The sequence below is a fragment of the Mycoplasmopsis bovis PG45 genome, assembly GCF_000183385.1.
Taxonomy (GTDB): domain Bacteria; phylum Bacillota_I; class Bacilli_A; order Mycoplasmatales; family Metamycoplasmataceae; genus Mycoplasmopsis; species Mycoplasmopsis bovis.
Genome location: NC_014760.1, coordinates 646,585 through 664,176, shown reverse-complemented (window position 1 = coordinate 664,176; position 17,592 = coordinate 646,585). Strand labels below are relative to the sequence as shown.

The window sequence follows — 17,592 nt, the reverse complement described above, 5'->3', positions numbered from 1 at the left end:
TTTGTTGGAGATAAAAATGGCTAAGCAGTTAAGTGTTAATGAATGGAAATATTTGTTTGAAAAATACGAAAAATATAGATCTGGGGAACTCACTAAAAAATGTTTTTTGAATGAAATGATGAAAATAAAAAATGTAGAACACATTTCTGACGATCAATGAAAGAGATTAGTGAATAAGTATAAAAGATATAATTTAGGTATGAACATAGAATCAATGAGTGGAAGATCGCCTAAAAAAGGTAAAGGTTCCGGCAGGCCAAAAAAGACAAAATCAAATGATGAAATATTAGATGAATTTTTAAATGATCTAAATAAAGAAGATTTGATAAAGATAATAAAAATAATTTCTACAGATGACGAAATTAAGAAGATAAAAAAGGACAAATTTAAAGAAACGGTTACCAAAATAAAGAATTCATTTCCCTTTAAGGTATCGAATAAAGTTATTATGTCATTGCTTAAAATTAAAAAATCTACATACTATAAAAAGCTAAAAAAATTGAAAATGATTAAAGAAAAGAATCTTGAATTAGAGAACACTGTAGTTCAAGCTTTTAAAGAAACTGGAGGCATTTTCGGCAGAGAAAGATTGGCTGCTTATATTAGCAAAAATAAACAAATAAAGCTTAATTATAGGACTTTAGGTAGAATAATGAAAAAACTTGGACTAGTTTGTAGAATAAGAAAAGCAAAAAGAACAAAAGAATCTAAGAATGTATCTGTAACGTTTCAAAATATTGCTTCTCGTGACTATGATGGTATATATAATGATATCTATGCTACTGATGTTACATACATACCTTCGCCAATAGATGTTGATCAAAATTTTGTATATATGTCGGCTGTTATTCATCATAAAACCAAAAAAATTTTAGGTTTTAACCTGTCTTTGTACAATGATAATTCATTGGTTATTGATAATATTAAAAAAGTTAATTTTCCCAAAAATTTTGTTATACATTCTGACCACGGAAGTCAATATTCATCTAAAGAATATCTTCAGTTAATTGAAAGACTTAATGGAAAAGTATCAATGTCAAGAATTGGTAATTCCCTTGACAATAGAGAAATTGAATACTTTTTCTCAGTACTTAAAACTGAAATGTTTGAAAATTTTGAGAAAAGTGTTAAGAAAATGACGCTTAAGCAACTTGAGCGTCATCTAAATAGATTCATTGATTGGTATAATAATGAGCGAATGCTCAAGAAATTTAATTACAAAACTCCACATGAATTGTGAGTGGAGTTTTGTAAAAAATAAAAATTTAATGTCTATTTTTATTGTCCTAGTTTATAAATAGTGGCGTTCTTGACAATAGAACAATTAGTGAAACTTTTAGATATTTATCGAAAATAATCAAGAAGAGAAAGTCTAGAAAAAGAGAAGAATGAGATGATGTTGAAACATTAAAATATATTAAAGAATTGAAGTCTATTTTAAAAATATAGTGTCCAAAATTGGGAATTTTTTAGTATATTGTTAACTACAAATATGCATCATTTAATGAATTTTGATACACACCTTAATAGGTGTGTTTTCATATCTAAGAGCTTAATCAGAGTTTCTCTAATTTTAAAAATTATTCTTTTATTTTTTTCACAAAAATATCAAAAGTTGCATTTTTATATTAAAATTTAGTCATAAATTGCATTTTTGGTATTTTGGAGACTTATGAAAGTAGTAATTATTGGTGGTGCAGCTAGTGGTATGACTATTGCAAGCAGAATCAGAAAATTAAGAAAAGAAACAGAAGTAATTGTCTTACAAAAAGAAAAATATGTTTCATTAGGAGCTTGTGGCCTACCATATTTTGTCGCTAATGAAGATGTAAGTGAAAATGAGTTATTAGCTAGAACTATAGATGAATTTGCTGAGCAAAATATTACAATTCATCCTGAAAGCACTGTAATTAAGATAGATCCAGAAACTAAAAAAGTTATTTATCTTAATAACAGCAAAGAGAATGAACTTGCTTATGACAAGTTAGTAATAGCAACAGGTGCTAAGCCTATAGTTCCTTCATTTATTAATGTTAATAATAAAAATATATTTACTCTAACCCGTTTAGAAGATGCCGTGAGTCTAAAAGAAAAGTTAAATGATAAAAGCATCAAAAAAGTAGCTATCATTGGCTCAGGATTTATTGGCTTGGAAGCTGTGGAAATGGTTTCAAAATACAATAAAACAGTCATATTGGTCGAAAAATCTGTAGAGCTATCATCAAAAGTATTTGATACAGAAATAAGTTCCTTATTAGAACAAGAATTACTTAATAATAATGTAGTAATTTATAAAGATTGTGCACTTAGTGGTATAAAAGAAAATAATAATTCTCTCATTCTTGGTTTTGAAAATAAAGAAGACATAGAAGTTGATTTGGTTATATTAGCAGTTGGTTTTAAGCCAGCAACTGATTTTTTAAATAATTCAGGGATTAAAATGCTTGCTAATGGTGCAGTAATAGTGGATAGACACGGTAGAACAAATATTGAAAATATATATGCTTGTGGGGACTGTGCTACTTCATTTAATAAATTAACTAAAGAAAATAGCTATACTCCTTTAGCAACCATTGCACGTAAATTTGCAAAAGTAGTTGCTGATGATATTTTAGGTATTGAAAGTGAATTTGCTGGTCACATACAAAGTTCAATAGTTAAATCTTTCGGTGCTGAAATGGCTTCGTGTGGCTTAAATGAAAAAGTAGCTAAAGATTTAGGATATGAAGTAAAAACTGTGTTTATTAAGGATAAAGATCATCCTAGTTATTATCCTAATCCAACCTTATTAGCCTTAAAATTAGTCATAAACAGAAAAACAAACACACTTTTGGGTGCACAAATGTATGGTTCAAACCTTTCAGTTTTAAGAATTAATTTTTTAATTAGTTTAATCTGAAACAAAATTGAATTAAATAAATCACTATCGCAAATTGATTTAGTATATTCACCACCTTTTTCTAGAGTTGTTGACATATTCCATATAGCTTTAGAAAAATATTTAAAGGAGAGTAATGAGTAATAATGCTTTATTAGATAGATTTTTAGCAATAAGTAGTTGACAAGCTGCTTTAGCTATTATTCTATTTATAGGAATCCAGATTGGATTATGATTTACATTTAAACGTTTTAAGCTAAAGTTTATCTATCGGGTTTTAATTGGACTAGTTATAGGTTTAGCTTTTGGAATAGTTATTCAAGGAATAAACAAATTTCCTGAATTTGGCTTAGTTGATAAATTTAAACCTGCAATAAAAGTCAATGGTGAATTAACTCGCGAAGAGAATCCTAGTTATATAAAATGAGCAGAACAAACAAATATATGAGTATCATTAGCTAAAAATATTTTCATTAATGGTATTTTATTACTTACTGCTCCGGTAGTGTTTATCGCTATTTTTAGGGTAGTTTCGCGTCCTGGCAACAAAAATGTTGGACGTATTTCGCTTAAAGGTATAGCATTATTATTACTTAATACAGCTTTTGCATTTGCTGTTACATTTTGAATAGGATATGCTTTAAAAATTGGCGCTGGTTCTAATTTGAGTTTAGATAATGTTGCTGATAAAAAACTTCCTAAGGAAACTCAGCCACTTCCAGTTATAATCTGAGAATACTTGCCAAGTAATGTAATTACTCCATGGGCTGGCACAATGGTTATTTCTTTAATTGTAATGGCTGCTTTATTCGGACATTCAGTTAAATTACTATCAAAGAAAAAGCCTGAGCAAATGCAAAAAATTAGAAACTTTATGGATGGTGCATGAACAATTGTTTCATCAATTCTAACTACATTTATGAAAATTATGCCACTAGCTGTTATGTCTATGATAGCTTCATCTGTGATAGCAAAACCTATTGGTGCTTTAGCAACAATTGGAAAGGTATTAGGTGTAGGATACTTAGGACTAACAATTTCATTAGTATTTTTAACACTATTATTATTAATCAACCGAGTAAATGTAGTAGCTTGATGAAGGCATTGCGCAAAGATTTTAATTCAAGGTTTTGCAACCCAGTCATCAAATGCAACATTACCAATGTCTATGAAAACTTTAAAAGAAGATGTAAAACTTGATGATAGCGTTGTTTCAACAGTTACACCTTTATCAACAACAATGGGTCTGATGGGATGTGCTGGAGTTCAATCAGGAGTTATAACTAGTTTATTATGAACAGGTACCGCCGGGCTTTCAATTCACTCGCAAGGATTAGCAGTATTCTTTATTCTTGCCTTATTAATAACTCTAGTTGCTTCATTAGGTATTAGCGGTATTCCTGGAACCGCGACAGTTTTAACATCTGGTGTGCTTAGCGGCTTAGGTTTAGGTGCTTGGTTTGGCCCAGTTTATGCAATTGTTGGCTCATTAGATGGCTTATTCGACATGGGCAGAACAGGAGTTAATGTAACTTCTGGCGCTGTTGTAGCCACATTAGTTGCTAAAAATGAAGGTTTAATTGGTGCCGATTCAAACATACTTTCTGCTAAATTGATAGCAAAGCAAGAGATAATAAGACAAAAACAAATAGATAAAGAAGCAAAAAGAGAGCTAAAAATGCAAGAAAAACTAGCAAAAATTAATGCTAAAAAAGAGAAATCAAATAATAAGCAGGAAACTTCCTAAAGTTCTATAAAACAGGAATATAAAAACAAGTGCAACGAAAAATTAGCACTTGTTTTTTACTTTTTTATTCATTCTCTTCAGCAAACTCTTCAGCAGAATCTGAATCATCATAAACGCCTTCTAATTTTGCCATTTTTTTCTCTATGTTTTTATTAACATCTACCTTTGAAAATCCTAATGATTTTGCAGTAGCATTAATTTTTTTAGATATTTTATTAGATGTATTTATAACTGAGACAAATTTGCCACGTGACTTGTCTAAGTTATCTAAGCCTTCAACAACTTTTTTATGAAGTGCATTGTAATTCTTTTGAACATCTAAGAAAATATCTTTTAGCTTTTCAATGTTTTTTTCAACTTGAAAACTGTTGTTTTGCAATAAGTATGAGTAAATAAACACCATTATTATTTGTGGGCCTTGAATATAAACTTTTAGTTTATCTTGTATTTCAGTAATAAAAGATATATCTTGTACTAAAGTTAAATAAACACTTGCAGAAGGAACATACATTAAGGCAAAAGGAGTTGTCTTTTTATCTGGTTTAATATATTTTTCATTAATACTTTGAGCCATCTCTTTAATGGCTTTTTTAAGTTCTTTAAGGTATCACTCTTTGTCATTTATACTTTTAGAATCCAGATAGCGGTCTCATTTTTCTTTAGGAAACTTACAATCAATTGGGATAATTTGTTCAATTTCTTCGCTTTCTGACTTTACTTTTATTTTCATAGCAAAGTCGACTGCTTCTTGATTCTTGCCTGGATTTATTTGATATTGTTTAAATCACAATCTGTTCTTTTCATTTGGATAGTGTTCTTCCAAAATTTGTTCTAGAGTAAATTCACCAAAATCGCCTGTTTTTTTGTTGTTCGAGAAGGTTCTGTTTAAATCATCAACACTAGCTTGCATTTGTTCAAACTTCACCATTTCTTTGCCAACTTTATCCATTTGTGATTGAATGTTTCCAAATTGTTCTTTAATATGCTTTGTGAGTGTGTCTTCAAAGTGCTTATCAATGTTAGCCTTAATTTCATTAAATGACTTTATGTTGCTTTCATTAATTTCTTTTAGATTGTCACTAACTGTTTTAGTAAATTGTTTGTCAAAATTACTTAGTCATTCAGCTAGTTTAGCAATTCTATCGTTTAATTCGGTTGCAAATTGCGATTTAAAGTCATTAAATGTTTTAATTCTTTCGCTATCTTTTTTAGTTATTAATTCATTAATATTTTTTTCAAAATTAACTACTTTTCCATTTAAGCTAGCATTATTGTCAGATAATTCTTTTATCAAGTATTTCTCAAGAAGACTAATTTTGTTACCTATAGCTTCCTTAGTTTCATTAAACTTGTCATTAATAAAAAGTATACTCCTATCACTCAATTCACTATTTGAATTACTTTTTAAACTCCTGCTTTTGACGATAATTAAGGCTAAAATTGTAATTAATAAAAATACAATTACAATTGCGAAAATGAGCAAAATTATATTTATAGTGTCCATATAACTCCTTTTTATTTTAATTATATAGTTTTAGTTCGCTGCTTCTAATTTAAGGACTAATTTGGTAAAAAAGCGTAAAAATAAAAACTCATAGCGAGCTTTTATTTTGCATTATCTTCGACTTCTTGCTAGTTCTGATTCTCACTGATGCTTAACAAATCTAAAAAGCTTTTCTAATTCTTCTATTTTCTTGTCAATATCATCTAATGAATCAGAATCCTTTATCTTGTTCTCTTCGAAGGTTTTTGTGTATTCAGCCTTTTTATCTTCGTCTTTAATTCCTCTAAGAACTTTTTCAATGTTGTCAGCTATTCTTTGTCAAGCATTAGTTTTTATTTTTCTAGTAAATTGTTTGTATTTAGCATCGCCTTTTTCTTTAGATTCTAAATATGCTTCAATTACATCATATTGATAGTAAGCAAAATAAGGAATTTCAATATCGGGTTCAATACCATCTTGAGTGTAAGGCAAGTCTTTTGGCTTTTCTATTTTCTTATTAATTCATGATATTCAAGCATTATTTGATGAAAACTTAAAGCTTGTTCCATCAGGTATAACAAGTGGCAAAATAGATCACATTCCACCACCAGATTTATTGCCCAATATAGTAGCAAACTTATTTTCTTTAGCAATGTGGGTCAATAAATTTGCAGCACTAAAAGTATTAACTCCTGCTAAAATGTATCACTTGTAGCCATTTGTATTATCGTTTTTATCATACTTGCCATCTCCATTAATATCAACTCTAAATTTTGAATAATCTAAAATCTTATTAATCTTTTCATATGTATAAATTTGTTGGTCTTTGCTAGATAAAAATCCAGCAACTTTTTTCATAGCAACAATTGCCCCACCACCATTGAGTGACAAGTCTAAAATAATTCTTTTAATTGGCTTATTTTTCTTTGAATGCTCTTTAATCATTTTCATTGCCTTAGACATTAAGACATAACTATCTTTAGTATGAGCATCTTCTTTTTTGATATCTTCGTCATTAGCAACATTGAAATTATTTAAGTAAATAATTGCGATGTCATTATGAAATTTAACAAACTTATTTTTATCTCCTTCTAAAACTCCTAGACGAATTTTATTAAGGATATTTAGATAGTGAATAAATTCATGGACTCTTCCGCTTAAAGACTGACCAAAAGGCTCAGCTCTATAGTCAGCAGGATGAAAGTATGATCCTGATTCTATTGAGCTATGCAATTCGTTTAATTCTCTGTAATAAAAATCTGTATAAGCTCTACCATTAACAAGTGCATCAGTGCTTAAGATTCTTTCTTTAAGAGTCATATTAGCTTCATTTGGATCAAGTATGCCTGTGTCTTTTAAGACTGTTTTCGAGAAGTATTCGTCAAAATCTTTAGCTTTTTTCTTTTCTAGAAATTTCTCTTTTATGCCATAAAAGTTATCAAATAAGAATCTAAGGAAGTTGTATGTATTAGTTCTTTCTTTAACTGTTTGCTTAGTATTATTACGACTATTGGTCATTATTCTGTTGTACTCTTTTGGATCAGAATCTTTATTAACAGTAACAGTAGTGCCTATAAACTTATCATTGTTAAAGTAGATGTTGTAATAACTTTGTGAGCCATAAAGCAAGTTAAAAAGAGAAAAAGGCATAAAGATGTTGCTGTCCATTTCTTTAAGACTCATGTCATACTTGCCTAAGTCTAGTGTGCTAAATTTTTCATTATCTAATCTAGTAACTTTTTGTTCTAATTCTTTTATGTTTCTAGAATAATCAGTAGTTGAAGAACCACGAACTAGGAAAAATGCTCCAGTTGTATTCATTTTAATTACATTTGATTTAGTATCAAATATAGCTTTATTAGCGCCTTTTGATCATTCAAACACACCATCAGAAATTTTGTTAATTTTTAATTCTGAAGTATTAAAAATTCCACTAAGTTTTTTTAAAAACTCATTTATATTGACATAAAGATCTTCTGAATCTTTATGCCTAAATGCCTTTATTTGTTGCTCATTATTTTTATATTCATCAGAAATGTTAGTAAATGAATATGACTTATCAAACTTTAAATCTTCAGGAACTTTATTAGTTATTGAATGTCTGCTAAACGCACTACTATCACATGACGCAGAAATAGCTATTGGTAGAAATGAAAAGGCAGGAACTAGAAATTTAAGAAGAGTTATTTTTTGGGCTTTACTTGAACGATATTTTCTCATTGGTTTGAATCACTTCCATTTTTACCATTTTCATATTTTTCCTTCTCTGAGTCAAAATAATTAATAATTTCTCCTGGAGTAACACCTGTTTCATGATGATACTGTTTTAGGTCAGGATCGTTTTTAATAGTTTCAGTTTTTAAATAAAAACCATATGCTCTCAATATGTCTTTTAACATTTCTATAGCGGCATCAAACACTTCAAATTTATTTTTAGCACTGATCTTTTCATACTTATATGAATCAAGAACTTTTTCTAATGTGTCCTTTAAATTTTCACTCTTTAGATCAGCAACAATTTTTTCAATTCCAGACTTAGTTTTTTTAGTTTCTTCTTTTTTAATTGACGACTCAAGTAGTGCTTCAATAATTTTTTTCTTTTTATCTTCAGTTATTGAAGCAAACTTTTTAACAATTTTTACATTAACAATATATGCTAGGAACTTAATGTAATCTTCTCCTAGTTTTATTTTTTTTGATTCTGTAATATTTTTATTTAATTTTTCTAGCAGATTTTTCTTAGCAGAGCCATCGCTAACATATATTTTATTAAGCGAAGGCAATAATTGCTGGTTAATAGCAATTGATTCATAATATGAATCAGGGCTTACTTTGTCAAACTTAAAGTCTGGTTCAAATTCTAATTCTTCTAAAAATGTGCTGCTTAGTGCAAATGATTTTAATGTCTTAGGAAGAAGTAACTTAGTAATTTTAGTGCTATTAAAGGCAGCAAATTTCTCTAGTTTTTTAGGCAATGTTAATTCTTTAACTTTTGTATTGTTAAACCCTTCTAATGATTTTAAATTTTCATTAAAAGTTATAGTCTCAACTCCAGAGTTATCAAAAGCCCCCCTTTCTATTTTTTCAATTTTTTTACCAAGAGTAACTTTTTTGATTTTCTTATTGTCAGCAAATGCATCTGATAATATGTACTTATAATCGTCACCAATAATTAATTCACCATTTTTAACTAATTTAGCTAATTCATTAGCTTTAGAAGGAGTAATAGCTTCTTTTGATATTTTCTCTAAAATCTCAGAAATTTCTTTTCTTAGCTTAACTTCTTGATCTCTATAATCTTCTTTTTTGTTTTCATTAGCTTTTTTGAAAATCTCTTTTAGTTTTTCTGCTTGCTCGTCAAAAGAACCACTAGCATTGTATTCTCTGTTAAAGGTATTAAGTATATTTGATTCTTTAGATAAATATAATTTTAAAAGTTCCTTATCACTTTTTTCTTCTAATTTTTTCGCTTCTTCAATATCTTTTTTAGATTTATAAGTTCATTTTAGCAGGTTTGTAAAATAGTGTGGGTCTCCTTCTTTATTTGATTCAGCTTTAGCAATTGAATCATTTAATACTTCAATTGCACTTGGCTTAGTTAATTTTGCTTTAGCTTCCTTGGCAGCTGATAGTGATTTATTAAAATCTTTTATGGCAAGTTTTTGTTTTTCTTCTTTTGAAAGTACAAAGTAAGCGTCAATTTCTTTGATTCCCGCTTTTAATTTTTCAATAGCTTTCTTAACTTCTTCAACTGTTTTTGCATTATGATGAACATAAACAGCTTCTTGAATTACCTTAGCAGATTGATTAAAGGCATAGTCTGTATAGTCGCCAAGATAATGATTACGCTTGCTAGTTGCTTTAGTTATTTCATCTTGAAGCTCATCTTTTAGCTTTTGAATTTCACTAACAGATTGATCTTGATTATTAGGATTTTTGTGAGCTTTATCCTTATTATCACAAGCAGCACCTATTGCCGGGAATGTTAAAATTGGTAAAAGTACAAAAGAAAATTTTTTCATAGTTATTTATCTCTCCTGCTATTTGTTTTATCAACCAATTTAATTAATTGGTTATAGTCATCTTCCTTCATATTGTCTCATCACTTACTTTTGACTAGATATTTGCTGTACACATCAATTGTTTCAAGTGATTTTCAGTGTGATTTACTTATATCTGCAAATCTTAAAAATTTAGGAAACACCAATTTTTTAATCTTACTTTCATGAAAGCCTTCGAATGATTCTAAATTATCTGGAAGTTTCAAGTTTCTGATTAAAGTTTGATTAAATCCACCAAGCTTAATTACTGATTCAGGTATATCTAACTCTCTAATATTAGTTGAACTAAATCCAGATACTTCAATTAATTTACTTGGCAATTTAACCGAAGTAATATGTTCATTAAAATTAAAAGTACTATTGCCAATAATTTCTAATGATTCAGGCAAAATAACTTCTTTTATTTCTGAACTCTTACCTGAAAAGCCTGATAAAACTTTTAAGTGACTTGGGAGCTTAATTTCTTTTAATCTATTATTAGCAAAAGCACCGTCTTTAATTTCTAAAAGAGTTTCAGGAAGTGTAATTGCATCGATATCAACTAAGTTTTCAAAACCAGCTAATTCAATTAAGCCTTTATTAAATCTAATTCTGTTTAATTTTGAATTTCTAAATGTTTCTTTAAGAGTAGTTTTTAGTGACTTAGGTGTGCTTAATTTAGTTATTGGTGTATTAGCAAAACCTCCTAAAACTTCTAATTTATTAGGGAGTCTGATCTCGCTAATCTTAGTTTCATCTAAAGTGTTTTGATGAATAATTTTAAGTGATTCAGGGAACTGAATGCTCTTAATTTTTGTTCCTGCAAAACCGCCAAAAGAGTTAAGATTACTTGGTAAATTAATCTCTGAAATCTTGCTATAGTCTAATGTTTCAGCTCAAATATCTCTAAGAGTTTCTGGAAATTTAATTTCACTTATATTTCAGTTTTTAAAACCACCAAATGAAATTAGTTTTTCTGGCAACTCTAATTTATATTCTTTATTTCGTGCTTTCTTGAAGTCAAGAGTATTGGGCTCAATGTGTAATAAGCTCTTAGGAAATTTGATTTCAGATATTTGCGATTCAGCAAAACCACCGAATGATACAAGGCCTTCAGGCAGGTCTAAGTCAGTTATTATAGTTTTATCAAAGGCATTTTTCGAAATAGATTCTAAACCCTTGGGGAGTCTAAGAGCTAAAATATTAGTTCCTTGAAATCCACCTAATTTTTTTAGTGACTGTGGTAAACTCAATCTCTTAATTCCTTTTGATTCAGCAAAAGAATTTGGTTTTATTTCAATTAGGCCTTCGTTAAGAGATAAGTCTGTAATATTAGATTGCTGAAAACCACCAAGTATTTTTAATGAATTAGGTAATTTTAAAGAAGTTAGATTAAAGTTTAAAAAACTTTCATCTAATATCTCTTCTAACTGGTCATTAAACTCAAATTCTTCTAAATTCCGTAGTGTATTAAATCCACCCAGAATCTTTAAATTTTTATTTAACTTTAGTTTTGCTATAGGGGTTTCATCGAATGAGTTTTCATAAATTTTAGTTAAAGATTCTGGGAGTTTTAATTCACTAATACCAGTAGCTTTAAATCCACCTAATTCAGTTAATTTTTCAGGAAGTTTTATTGTTCCAATATTAGTATTGTCAAAAGAGCCTTGCAAAATTTTAGTAACACTTTGCGGAATTTCTAAAGTCTTAATATAAGTATTTGCAAAACCACCTAAAACTTTTAAGTTTTTTGGAAGTGTAACACTATCTAGGTCAGTGTTATCAAAAGCCCCTTGCCTTATTTCAGTGACATTATCATGAAACTCAATTTTTCCTAAATTGTAAAAATTGTTAAAAGCATTTTTTCCAATTTTTGTAAATTCACTAGGTATTTTAATTTCTGTTGCTGATCTATCAAATTTAGCTAAAGCTTTTTTTGCGGTTAAAACCGAAGAATCTTTTTCATCAGAATCTTCATGTTCTACTTTTGCTTTCGCTGGCTCAGAATATTCTTTAAGCTCTTGTTCAGCCTTGTGTTCAATTTCCCTAACTTTAGCAGCAAGTTTTTTTAATTCATTTAAAGCTTGCCTATCACTCCAAAATTTAGTGATATTTTTTTCATAATTATCAATAAGCTCTAACGATTCTTTCTCTACTGCCTCTAGTCTTAATTGATTTAAGTCATAAAATACTTTAACACCAGGATCATATTCACATTTAGCAGCTATCAAAGGAATTGTAACAAGCACAGGAACAATAGCTATATACTTATTAAATATCTTTTTTAATTTCATCTAGTTCCTTTTAAATGGTTCAAATTATTTGTCTTTTTTCTCAATTATCAATGTTCCGGAAATTAGTTTTGAGTGCTACTTGCTTTGATTGTGACTTTTTTTGAATTTATCTGAACTTTCCGATTCTTTTTCTTCTTTAATTTCATCAAAGTCAGCTTGGTTTATTTTTTCTAAACCTTTAAGAGTTTTTAATAGTTTTGCAGCACTTAGTTTATTTCTAAGTCCGCCGTCAAATTCTTCTAGAAAGTTGGTTATAAAGATTTCATCAAGTTTAAGTTTGCTTAAATAAACTTTTCCGTTTAAACTAGAATTAGCCAACTACTTATTAAGCTTTATTTCACCATCAAGTATTTTTGACCCTTGTACAGCTTTAATAGTAAGACTTTTTTTGTCATTATCAACTTCAATTTCAAAATCTGATTCTCCTAAACCATTTTTGAATATACCTTTCAGTGTAAATCAAACACTAGTTTTTCGTAAATCGTTTTCTTCATCACTTGATTCATCAATAGCATTAAGTAGGTCTTTCTTTTGTTTTTCATCAAAATTATATGTTGATAGGTTAATCTTGCCTAAAGTAGCGCTCTTTTCAATAGAAACAGAACCTATAACTAGTTTTGATTCCTCTGTAGCAGAAATAACTAACTTACCTGAGCTGAATTCAATTTTTATATCATTTGAACTTAAAGTTACTAATCCAGGCACTTTCTTAAGAGCATTTACAACATTAGATGTATTTGGGTTTTCCTTTACTTCAGAGCTTAGCTCTTTTTTGACATCATCAGTCATCATTTTATCCAACATAACTTTAAAGATAAAACTTAATGTTCCTGTAAACTTAGCTGAATTACTTTTAGCTGAAACACTTAGCTTGTTGCCTTCTTTTTTGGTTTCAACATCTTTAGTTCCCAATGCTTTTAACTCTGGTTGGGTTTTTAAAACAGTAACGATGCTGTCAGACTTAAACTCTGATTTTTGTAATTCTTCTTGTAATTTTTTCTTAACTTCATCAGTTAATGAAATATTATCTAATTCAGTTTTGCTATTCACTGTCAGCTTGCCTTTAATCAATGTAGATTTTGAAGATGCAGTTATAGTTAAAACACTATCTTTAAATGAAACTTCAAAATCACTTTCAGTTAACTTTTCAAAATTCTTGTCTTTTTTTAGAGCGCCAAGAATCTTTGTTTTTTCAGGTTTTTCTTTAGCTTCAGCCTTTAGGGCTTTTTTAACTTCACCATTTAATTCTAAGCTTGATAAATCTATAACTGAATCAGTTTTAGGAGGTTGCACTTGGGCATTAAATACATAAGTGCCTGAAACTAGTTTTGAATCTTTGTTTGCCTCAATAGTTAACTTGTTGTCCTTAAATTCGACTTTAGTTAAGTCTTCAGTAGTTAGTTTTTCTAAACCTTTTTCAGTTTTAAGAACTGCAAGAACTTCTTCTTTTGTTACTTTTTCTTTAGCTAACTTGTTTAGTTCTTCTTTAACCTTGTCACCAAGTTTGTCTAAGTCAACTTTAGCGCTTTCTTTTTCAGTTGTTCCAGGATTAGTAGTTCCAGATTCTTTACTACTACTACTACTATTATTATTATCTTTAGTTTCTGTATTATCACATTTAGCAGCAACAAATGGAATTGCACTAAAAATAGATAGTGAACCAAGTGATAGTAATAATTTATTTTTTTTCATAATATATCCTTAAATATCAATTTTTGGATAAAAAAATATCCCACGACAAGGAGGATATTAAAAATAAATATCGAGATACGCACGAATTACCGTGATCAACTCATAGGTATAATCTCAGCCTTTTACAGCACCCTTGTCAATCAAATTATATATTATGTATTAGATATAATATTTTGTGCAAATATTTATGAAAACAGAACACCGTGACTTTTCATAAAATAAAAATATCAGTATTGTTTTAATGCTATAAAATAGTCTCTTTAGGAAATTAACAGAATAAATTAAAATTCCAAAAAATTTTGCACAAAATGTTTGGTGTTTAATTTAACACCCGCAATGTTATCTGTTAAAAAATGGCTAATAAAGTTGTGAATAAACCATCAAATCATTGTAAGCATAATTACAAAACGTAAAATATAACAACTAAGAATATTGTTTTGTTTATACATTAATAATTAAGGCAAGCTGGAAAATTTATCTATTTAAAAGCTTTAAATTTATTAGTAAAATTAATGTATGTTATCATCAACTACTCCAAGTCCCTTTGTAAAATGAGCAGGTGGAAAACGCCAGTTATTAGAGGAAATTTTGAACAAAATTCCATCTAAATTTAATGACTATTATGAGCCTTTTGTTGGTGCAGGTGCACTATTATTTTCGCTTAAATATAACCAAGTTAGTTATATAAATGACATTAACAAAAGTTTAATTCATACCTATAAAATAGTCAAAGACAGTCCAAATGAATTAATAGATAAGCTAAATGAATTAGATAATAAATTCACTTTTAAAAGTGATTATTATGAATGCAGAAATCTTTTTAATGAAAAGATTCAAAAAGGTAATTATGATGTTTTACATGCTGCACTATTTATTTATCTAAATAAACGTTGTTTCAATGGCTTGTATAGAGTTAATTCAAAAGGATTGTTTAATGTGCCTTTTAATAATAAGGAAAACATAAGATCATTTGATAAAGACAATATTTTAAAAGCAAGTGAATGATTACAAAACAAAGTTATAACAAGTACAGATTTTGAAATGGCAGTTAAAACTGCATCAAAAGGTGATTTTGTCTTTTTTGACAGCCCATATGCTCCACTTAATAACAGCACGTTTACTTCATATGCAAAAGATGGTTTTACTTTAAATGATCATAAAAGACTAGCTAAAGTATTTAAAGAATTAGATAAAAGAGGTTGTTATCTAATGCTTACAAATCATAACACTGAATTGATTAGAGATTTATACAAAGATTACTATATTACAGTCTTAAAAGTGAAAAGATTAATTAATTCTAATGCAAGTAAAAGAGTAGGGGAAGAAGTTATAATTACAAACTATATAAAGGAAGTTAATGAGTAATAAAATTGATTATTTTGTTGAAACATTATTACCAACAAACAAAAACTATGCTTATTTTGTGAATTGACAAAATGTTAAATTGCCAGAACAATTGGAAGTGGAATTTAATGCTTTAAATTCATTAATATCTAAGACCAATAATTTTGACGATAGTTTTATTGCTTTGCTATCAAAGCTTCCATCTGTTGTACAGACTTTTCCATTTTTATTAGCATTATCAAAGCAGGACAGAGAACATTTATTAAATAGACAAACAAAGTTAGAAATATTTGACAACGAGAATCAAGTTGTCAATGACTTAGAATTTTTTGTAGCTCAGGATAAATTGTCTTTTGATGAAATAAAAAAATATCTTGACTTTTTTAAAAAGACAGGACTAAGAAATTTGTTTACTGACATTTTAAAAAGAAATGTAATAGACTATTTAACAGGTACATTGGTCGGTTTAGATACACATGGGCGAAAAAATAGAAGTGGTCAAAATTTTCAGGTACTGTGTGAAAATTTAATAATATCAGTAGCATCAAAATACAATTTAACTTTCTATAAGCAAGTTAGGTTTAAAGACATAGAAAGCAACAACCTAAAGTTTACTGATGGATTGCATAATAAAATAGCTGATATTGTATTAGTTAAAAATGGGAAAGCACTTAATATTGAGTTAAATTATTTTGAAACTGGTGGCTCAAAGCCAAATGAAATTATAGAGAGCTATATAAACAGAAAAAACGAACTGCATGCAACAGGCCACTATTTCATTTTAATTTCTGATGGATTAGCATGAAAACAAAATTCGCATAACCAACTAATCAAAGCCTTTGACAACATCGAAATAGTAAATTATCACATTGCTAAATCAAGAGAATTCGAAGAAAAGATTAAACGAATTTTTGATGTAAATGAATCTGTTACTAAGTAGGCAAAAATTCCACCAATTTTTTAGTCAAAATTGGCTTATTTTTTGTGTTTTACTTTATAATTAAAAAGAATTTTTAATTAAATTTGATATCAAATTATTTACACTATTATGGATTCGCTTGGGTGTGCCTTGAGAAAAGGTGCTAGGCGTTAGAAGTAGTAGGAAGATATAACAAACTAAAGGAATTTTATTTTATGGAAAACGAAAACTTAAAAGTTGAACAAGCTACTACAGCTGAAAATAATATGGCTGAAAAAGCTGATGATTCTAAAGCTTCAAAAGAAGTTAAACCTACTATTGTTTCTAGAGAAAAATTATTAGAAGCTGGAACATATTTTGGTCATAAAAAAAGTATGTGAAATCCTAAAATGAAGGAATTTCTATACCCACAATCAAAACGTGGAATGCATATGATCAACACAAATGTTACATTGCAACGTTTAGAATTTGCATACAACATTTTGAACAAATTTGTTGCTAAAAACCCTAGAACAACATTTATTTTTGTTGGTACTAAGAAGCAAGCTAAAGACACAATTAAAGAAAATGCGTTAAGAACTGGCAGTTTCTATGTATCTGAAAGATGATTAGGCGGAACATTAACTAATGCTTCTACAATTTTCAAAAGAGTTAAAGTAATGGAAGAATTAGAATCTCAAGCTGCTAAGAAATTCCAAGGATATACCAAAAAAGAAGGTCTAATCAAACAAAAAGAATTAGACAAATTACACAAAAATCTTGATGGTATAAGAAAGATGCAAAGTCTTCCATCATTTATGATTGTTGCTGACCCTAACGTTGATGCTATAGCAGTTAAAGAAGCAAGAAGCAAGGGTGTAAAAGTTATAGGTATCTTAGACTCAAACTCTAATCCTGATGCTGTTGACTTTGGTATTCCTGCAAATGATGATTCAGCTAAAAGTATTACTTTAATTATGACAATTTTAGCTGACGCAATCGCTACTGCTCGTGGTGGAAAAGCTAAATTTGCTTACCAAGGCGATGACAAAGTTATATTGCCTGAGTTCAAAACAGACAGAGTTCAAAATCCAAGATTTGTTAACCAAAGAAGAAGCTTTGAACAAACTGGTGCCCAAACAGTTAGAAATGTAAAAAAAACTACAACAAGCGCTGAAGTTACAGAATAATTTAAATAAAATAATATTGTAATATT

12 protein-coding genes and 1 pseudogene are annotated in these 17,592 nt (G+C 28.7%); 7 read left to right on the top strand and 6 right to left on the bottom strand.

Annotated features, from left to right (window positions below; translation table 4 throughout):
- The first annotated feature begins 16 nt into the window (after nt 1-16).
- From MBOVPG45_RS02825 to MBOVPG45_RS02815, 4 genes and pseudogenes are all read left to right on the top strand, one after another.
- The gene (locus MBOVPG45_RS02825; RefSeq protein ID WP_013455925.1) at nt 17-1,261 is read left to right on the top strand and encodes an IS3 family transposase; all 1,245 of its coding nucleotides are present in this window, start codon (nt 17-19) and stop codon (nt 1,259-1,261) included.
- A gap of 32 nt (nt 1,262-1,293) precedes the next feature.
- Nucleotides 1,294-1,449 (top strand): annotated as a pseudogene (locus MBOVPG45_RS04530) (IS1634 family transposase); the annotation flags it as partial.
- A 223-nt stretch (nt 1,450-1,672) separates the two neighbouring features.
- A complete protein-coding gene (locus tag MBOVPG45_RS02820) occupies nt 1,673-3,022 on the top strand; it encodes an FAD-dependent oxidoreductase (protein ID WP_013456216.1) in 1,350 nt (449 codons plus the stop codon).
- Nucleotides 3,015-4,625, top strand: coding sequence for a dicarboxylate/amino acid:cation symporter (locus tag MBOVPG45_RS02815; protein ID WP_013456519.1), 1,611 nt, complete (start codon nt 3,015-3,017; stop codon nt 4,623-4,625). The genes MBOVPG45_RS02820 and MBOVPG45_RS02815 overlap by 8 nt, the downstream gene beginning before the upstream one ends.
- Nucleotides 4,626-4,689: 64 nt before the next feature.
- Here MBOVPG45_RS02815 and rmuC read toward each other — a convergent pair whose 3' ends face one another.
- The 6 genes from rmuC to MBOVPG45_RS02785 all read right to left on the bottom strand — a co-directional run bounded on the left by rmuC (nt 4,690) and on the right by MBOVPG45_RS02785 (nt 14,134).
- On the bottom strand, nt 4,690-6,129 hold the full coding sequence (gene rmuC / locus MBOVPG45_RS02810) for a DNA recombination protein RmuC (RefSeq protein WP_013455951.1): 1,440 nt from the start codon (nt 6,127-6,129) through the stop codon (nt 4,690-4,692).
- A 111-nt stretch (nt 6,130-6,240) separates the two neighbouring features.
- The gene (locus tag MBOVPG45_RS02805; RefSeq protein WP_013456456.1) at nt 6,241-8,328 is read right to left on the bottom strand and encodes a S41 family peptidase; all 2,088 of its coding nucleotides are present in this window, start codon (nt 8,326-8,328) and stop codon (nt 6,241-6,243) included.
- Nucleotides 8,292-10,130 carry a leucine-rich repeat lipoprotein MbfN gene (gene mbfn / locus MBOVPG45_RS02800; protein ID WP_013456568.1) on the bottom strand — a complete coding sequence of 613 codons (1,839 nt, stop codon included), beginning with the start codon at nt 10,128-10,130 and terminating at the stop codon, nt 8,292-8,294. The genes MBOVPG45_RS02805 and mbfn overlap by 37 nt, the downstream gene beginning before the upstream one ends.
- 2 nt (nt 10,131-10,132) lie before the next feature.
- A complete protein-coding gene (locus MBOVPG45_RS02795; RefSeq protein WP_013456474.1) occupies nt 10,133-12,442 on the bottom strand; it encodes a leucine-rich repeat domain-containing protein in 2,310 nt (769 codons plus the stop codon).
- Between the two features lie 75 nt (nt 12,443-12,517).
- Entirely contained in the window at nt 12,518-12,760 is a 243-nt protein-coding gene (locus tag MBOVPG45_RS02790) for a hypothetical protein (RefSeq protein ID WP_041309152.1), read from the bottom strand.
- Nucleotides 12,761-14,134, bottom strand: coding sequence for a variable surface lipoprotein (locus tag MBOVPG45_RS02785; RefSeq protein WP_041309150.1), 1,374 nt, complete (start codon nt 14,132-14,134; stop codon nt 12,761-12,763).
- A gap of 516 nt (nt 14,135-14,650) precedes the next feature.
- Between MBOVPG45_RS02785 and MBOVPG45_RS02780 the strand changes: the two genes are divergently transcribed.
- From MBOVPG45_RS02780 to rpsB, 3 genes are all read left to right on the top strand, one after another.
- Nucleotides 14,651-15,499 (top strand): DNA adenine methylase, encoded by an 849-nt coding sequence (locus tag MBOVPG45_RS02780; protein ID WP_013456257.1) that lies wholly within the window; start codon nt 14,651-14,653, stop codon nt 15,497-15,499.
- Complete coding sequence (locus MBOVPG45_RS02775; RefSeq protein WP_013456165.1) at nt 15,492-16,418, top strand: DpnII family type II restriction endonuclease; 927 nt, start codon at nt 15,492-15,494, stop codon at nt 16,416-16,418. The genes MBOVPG45_RS02780 and MBOVPG45_RS02775 overlap by 8 nt, the downstream gene beginning before the upstream one ends.
- Nucleotides 16,419-16,612: 194 nt before the next feature.
- Complete coding sequence (rpsB, locus tag MBOVPG45_RS02770) at nt 16,613-17,566, top strand: 30S ribosomal protein S2 (protein ID WP_013456025.1); 954 nt, start codon at nt 16,613-16,615, stop codon at nt 17,564-17,566.
- Nucleotides 17,567-17,592: the final 26 nt, after the last annotated feature.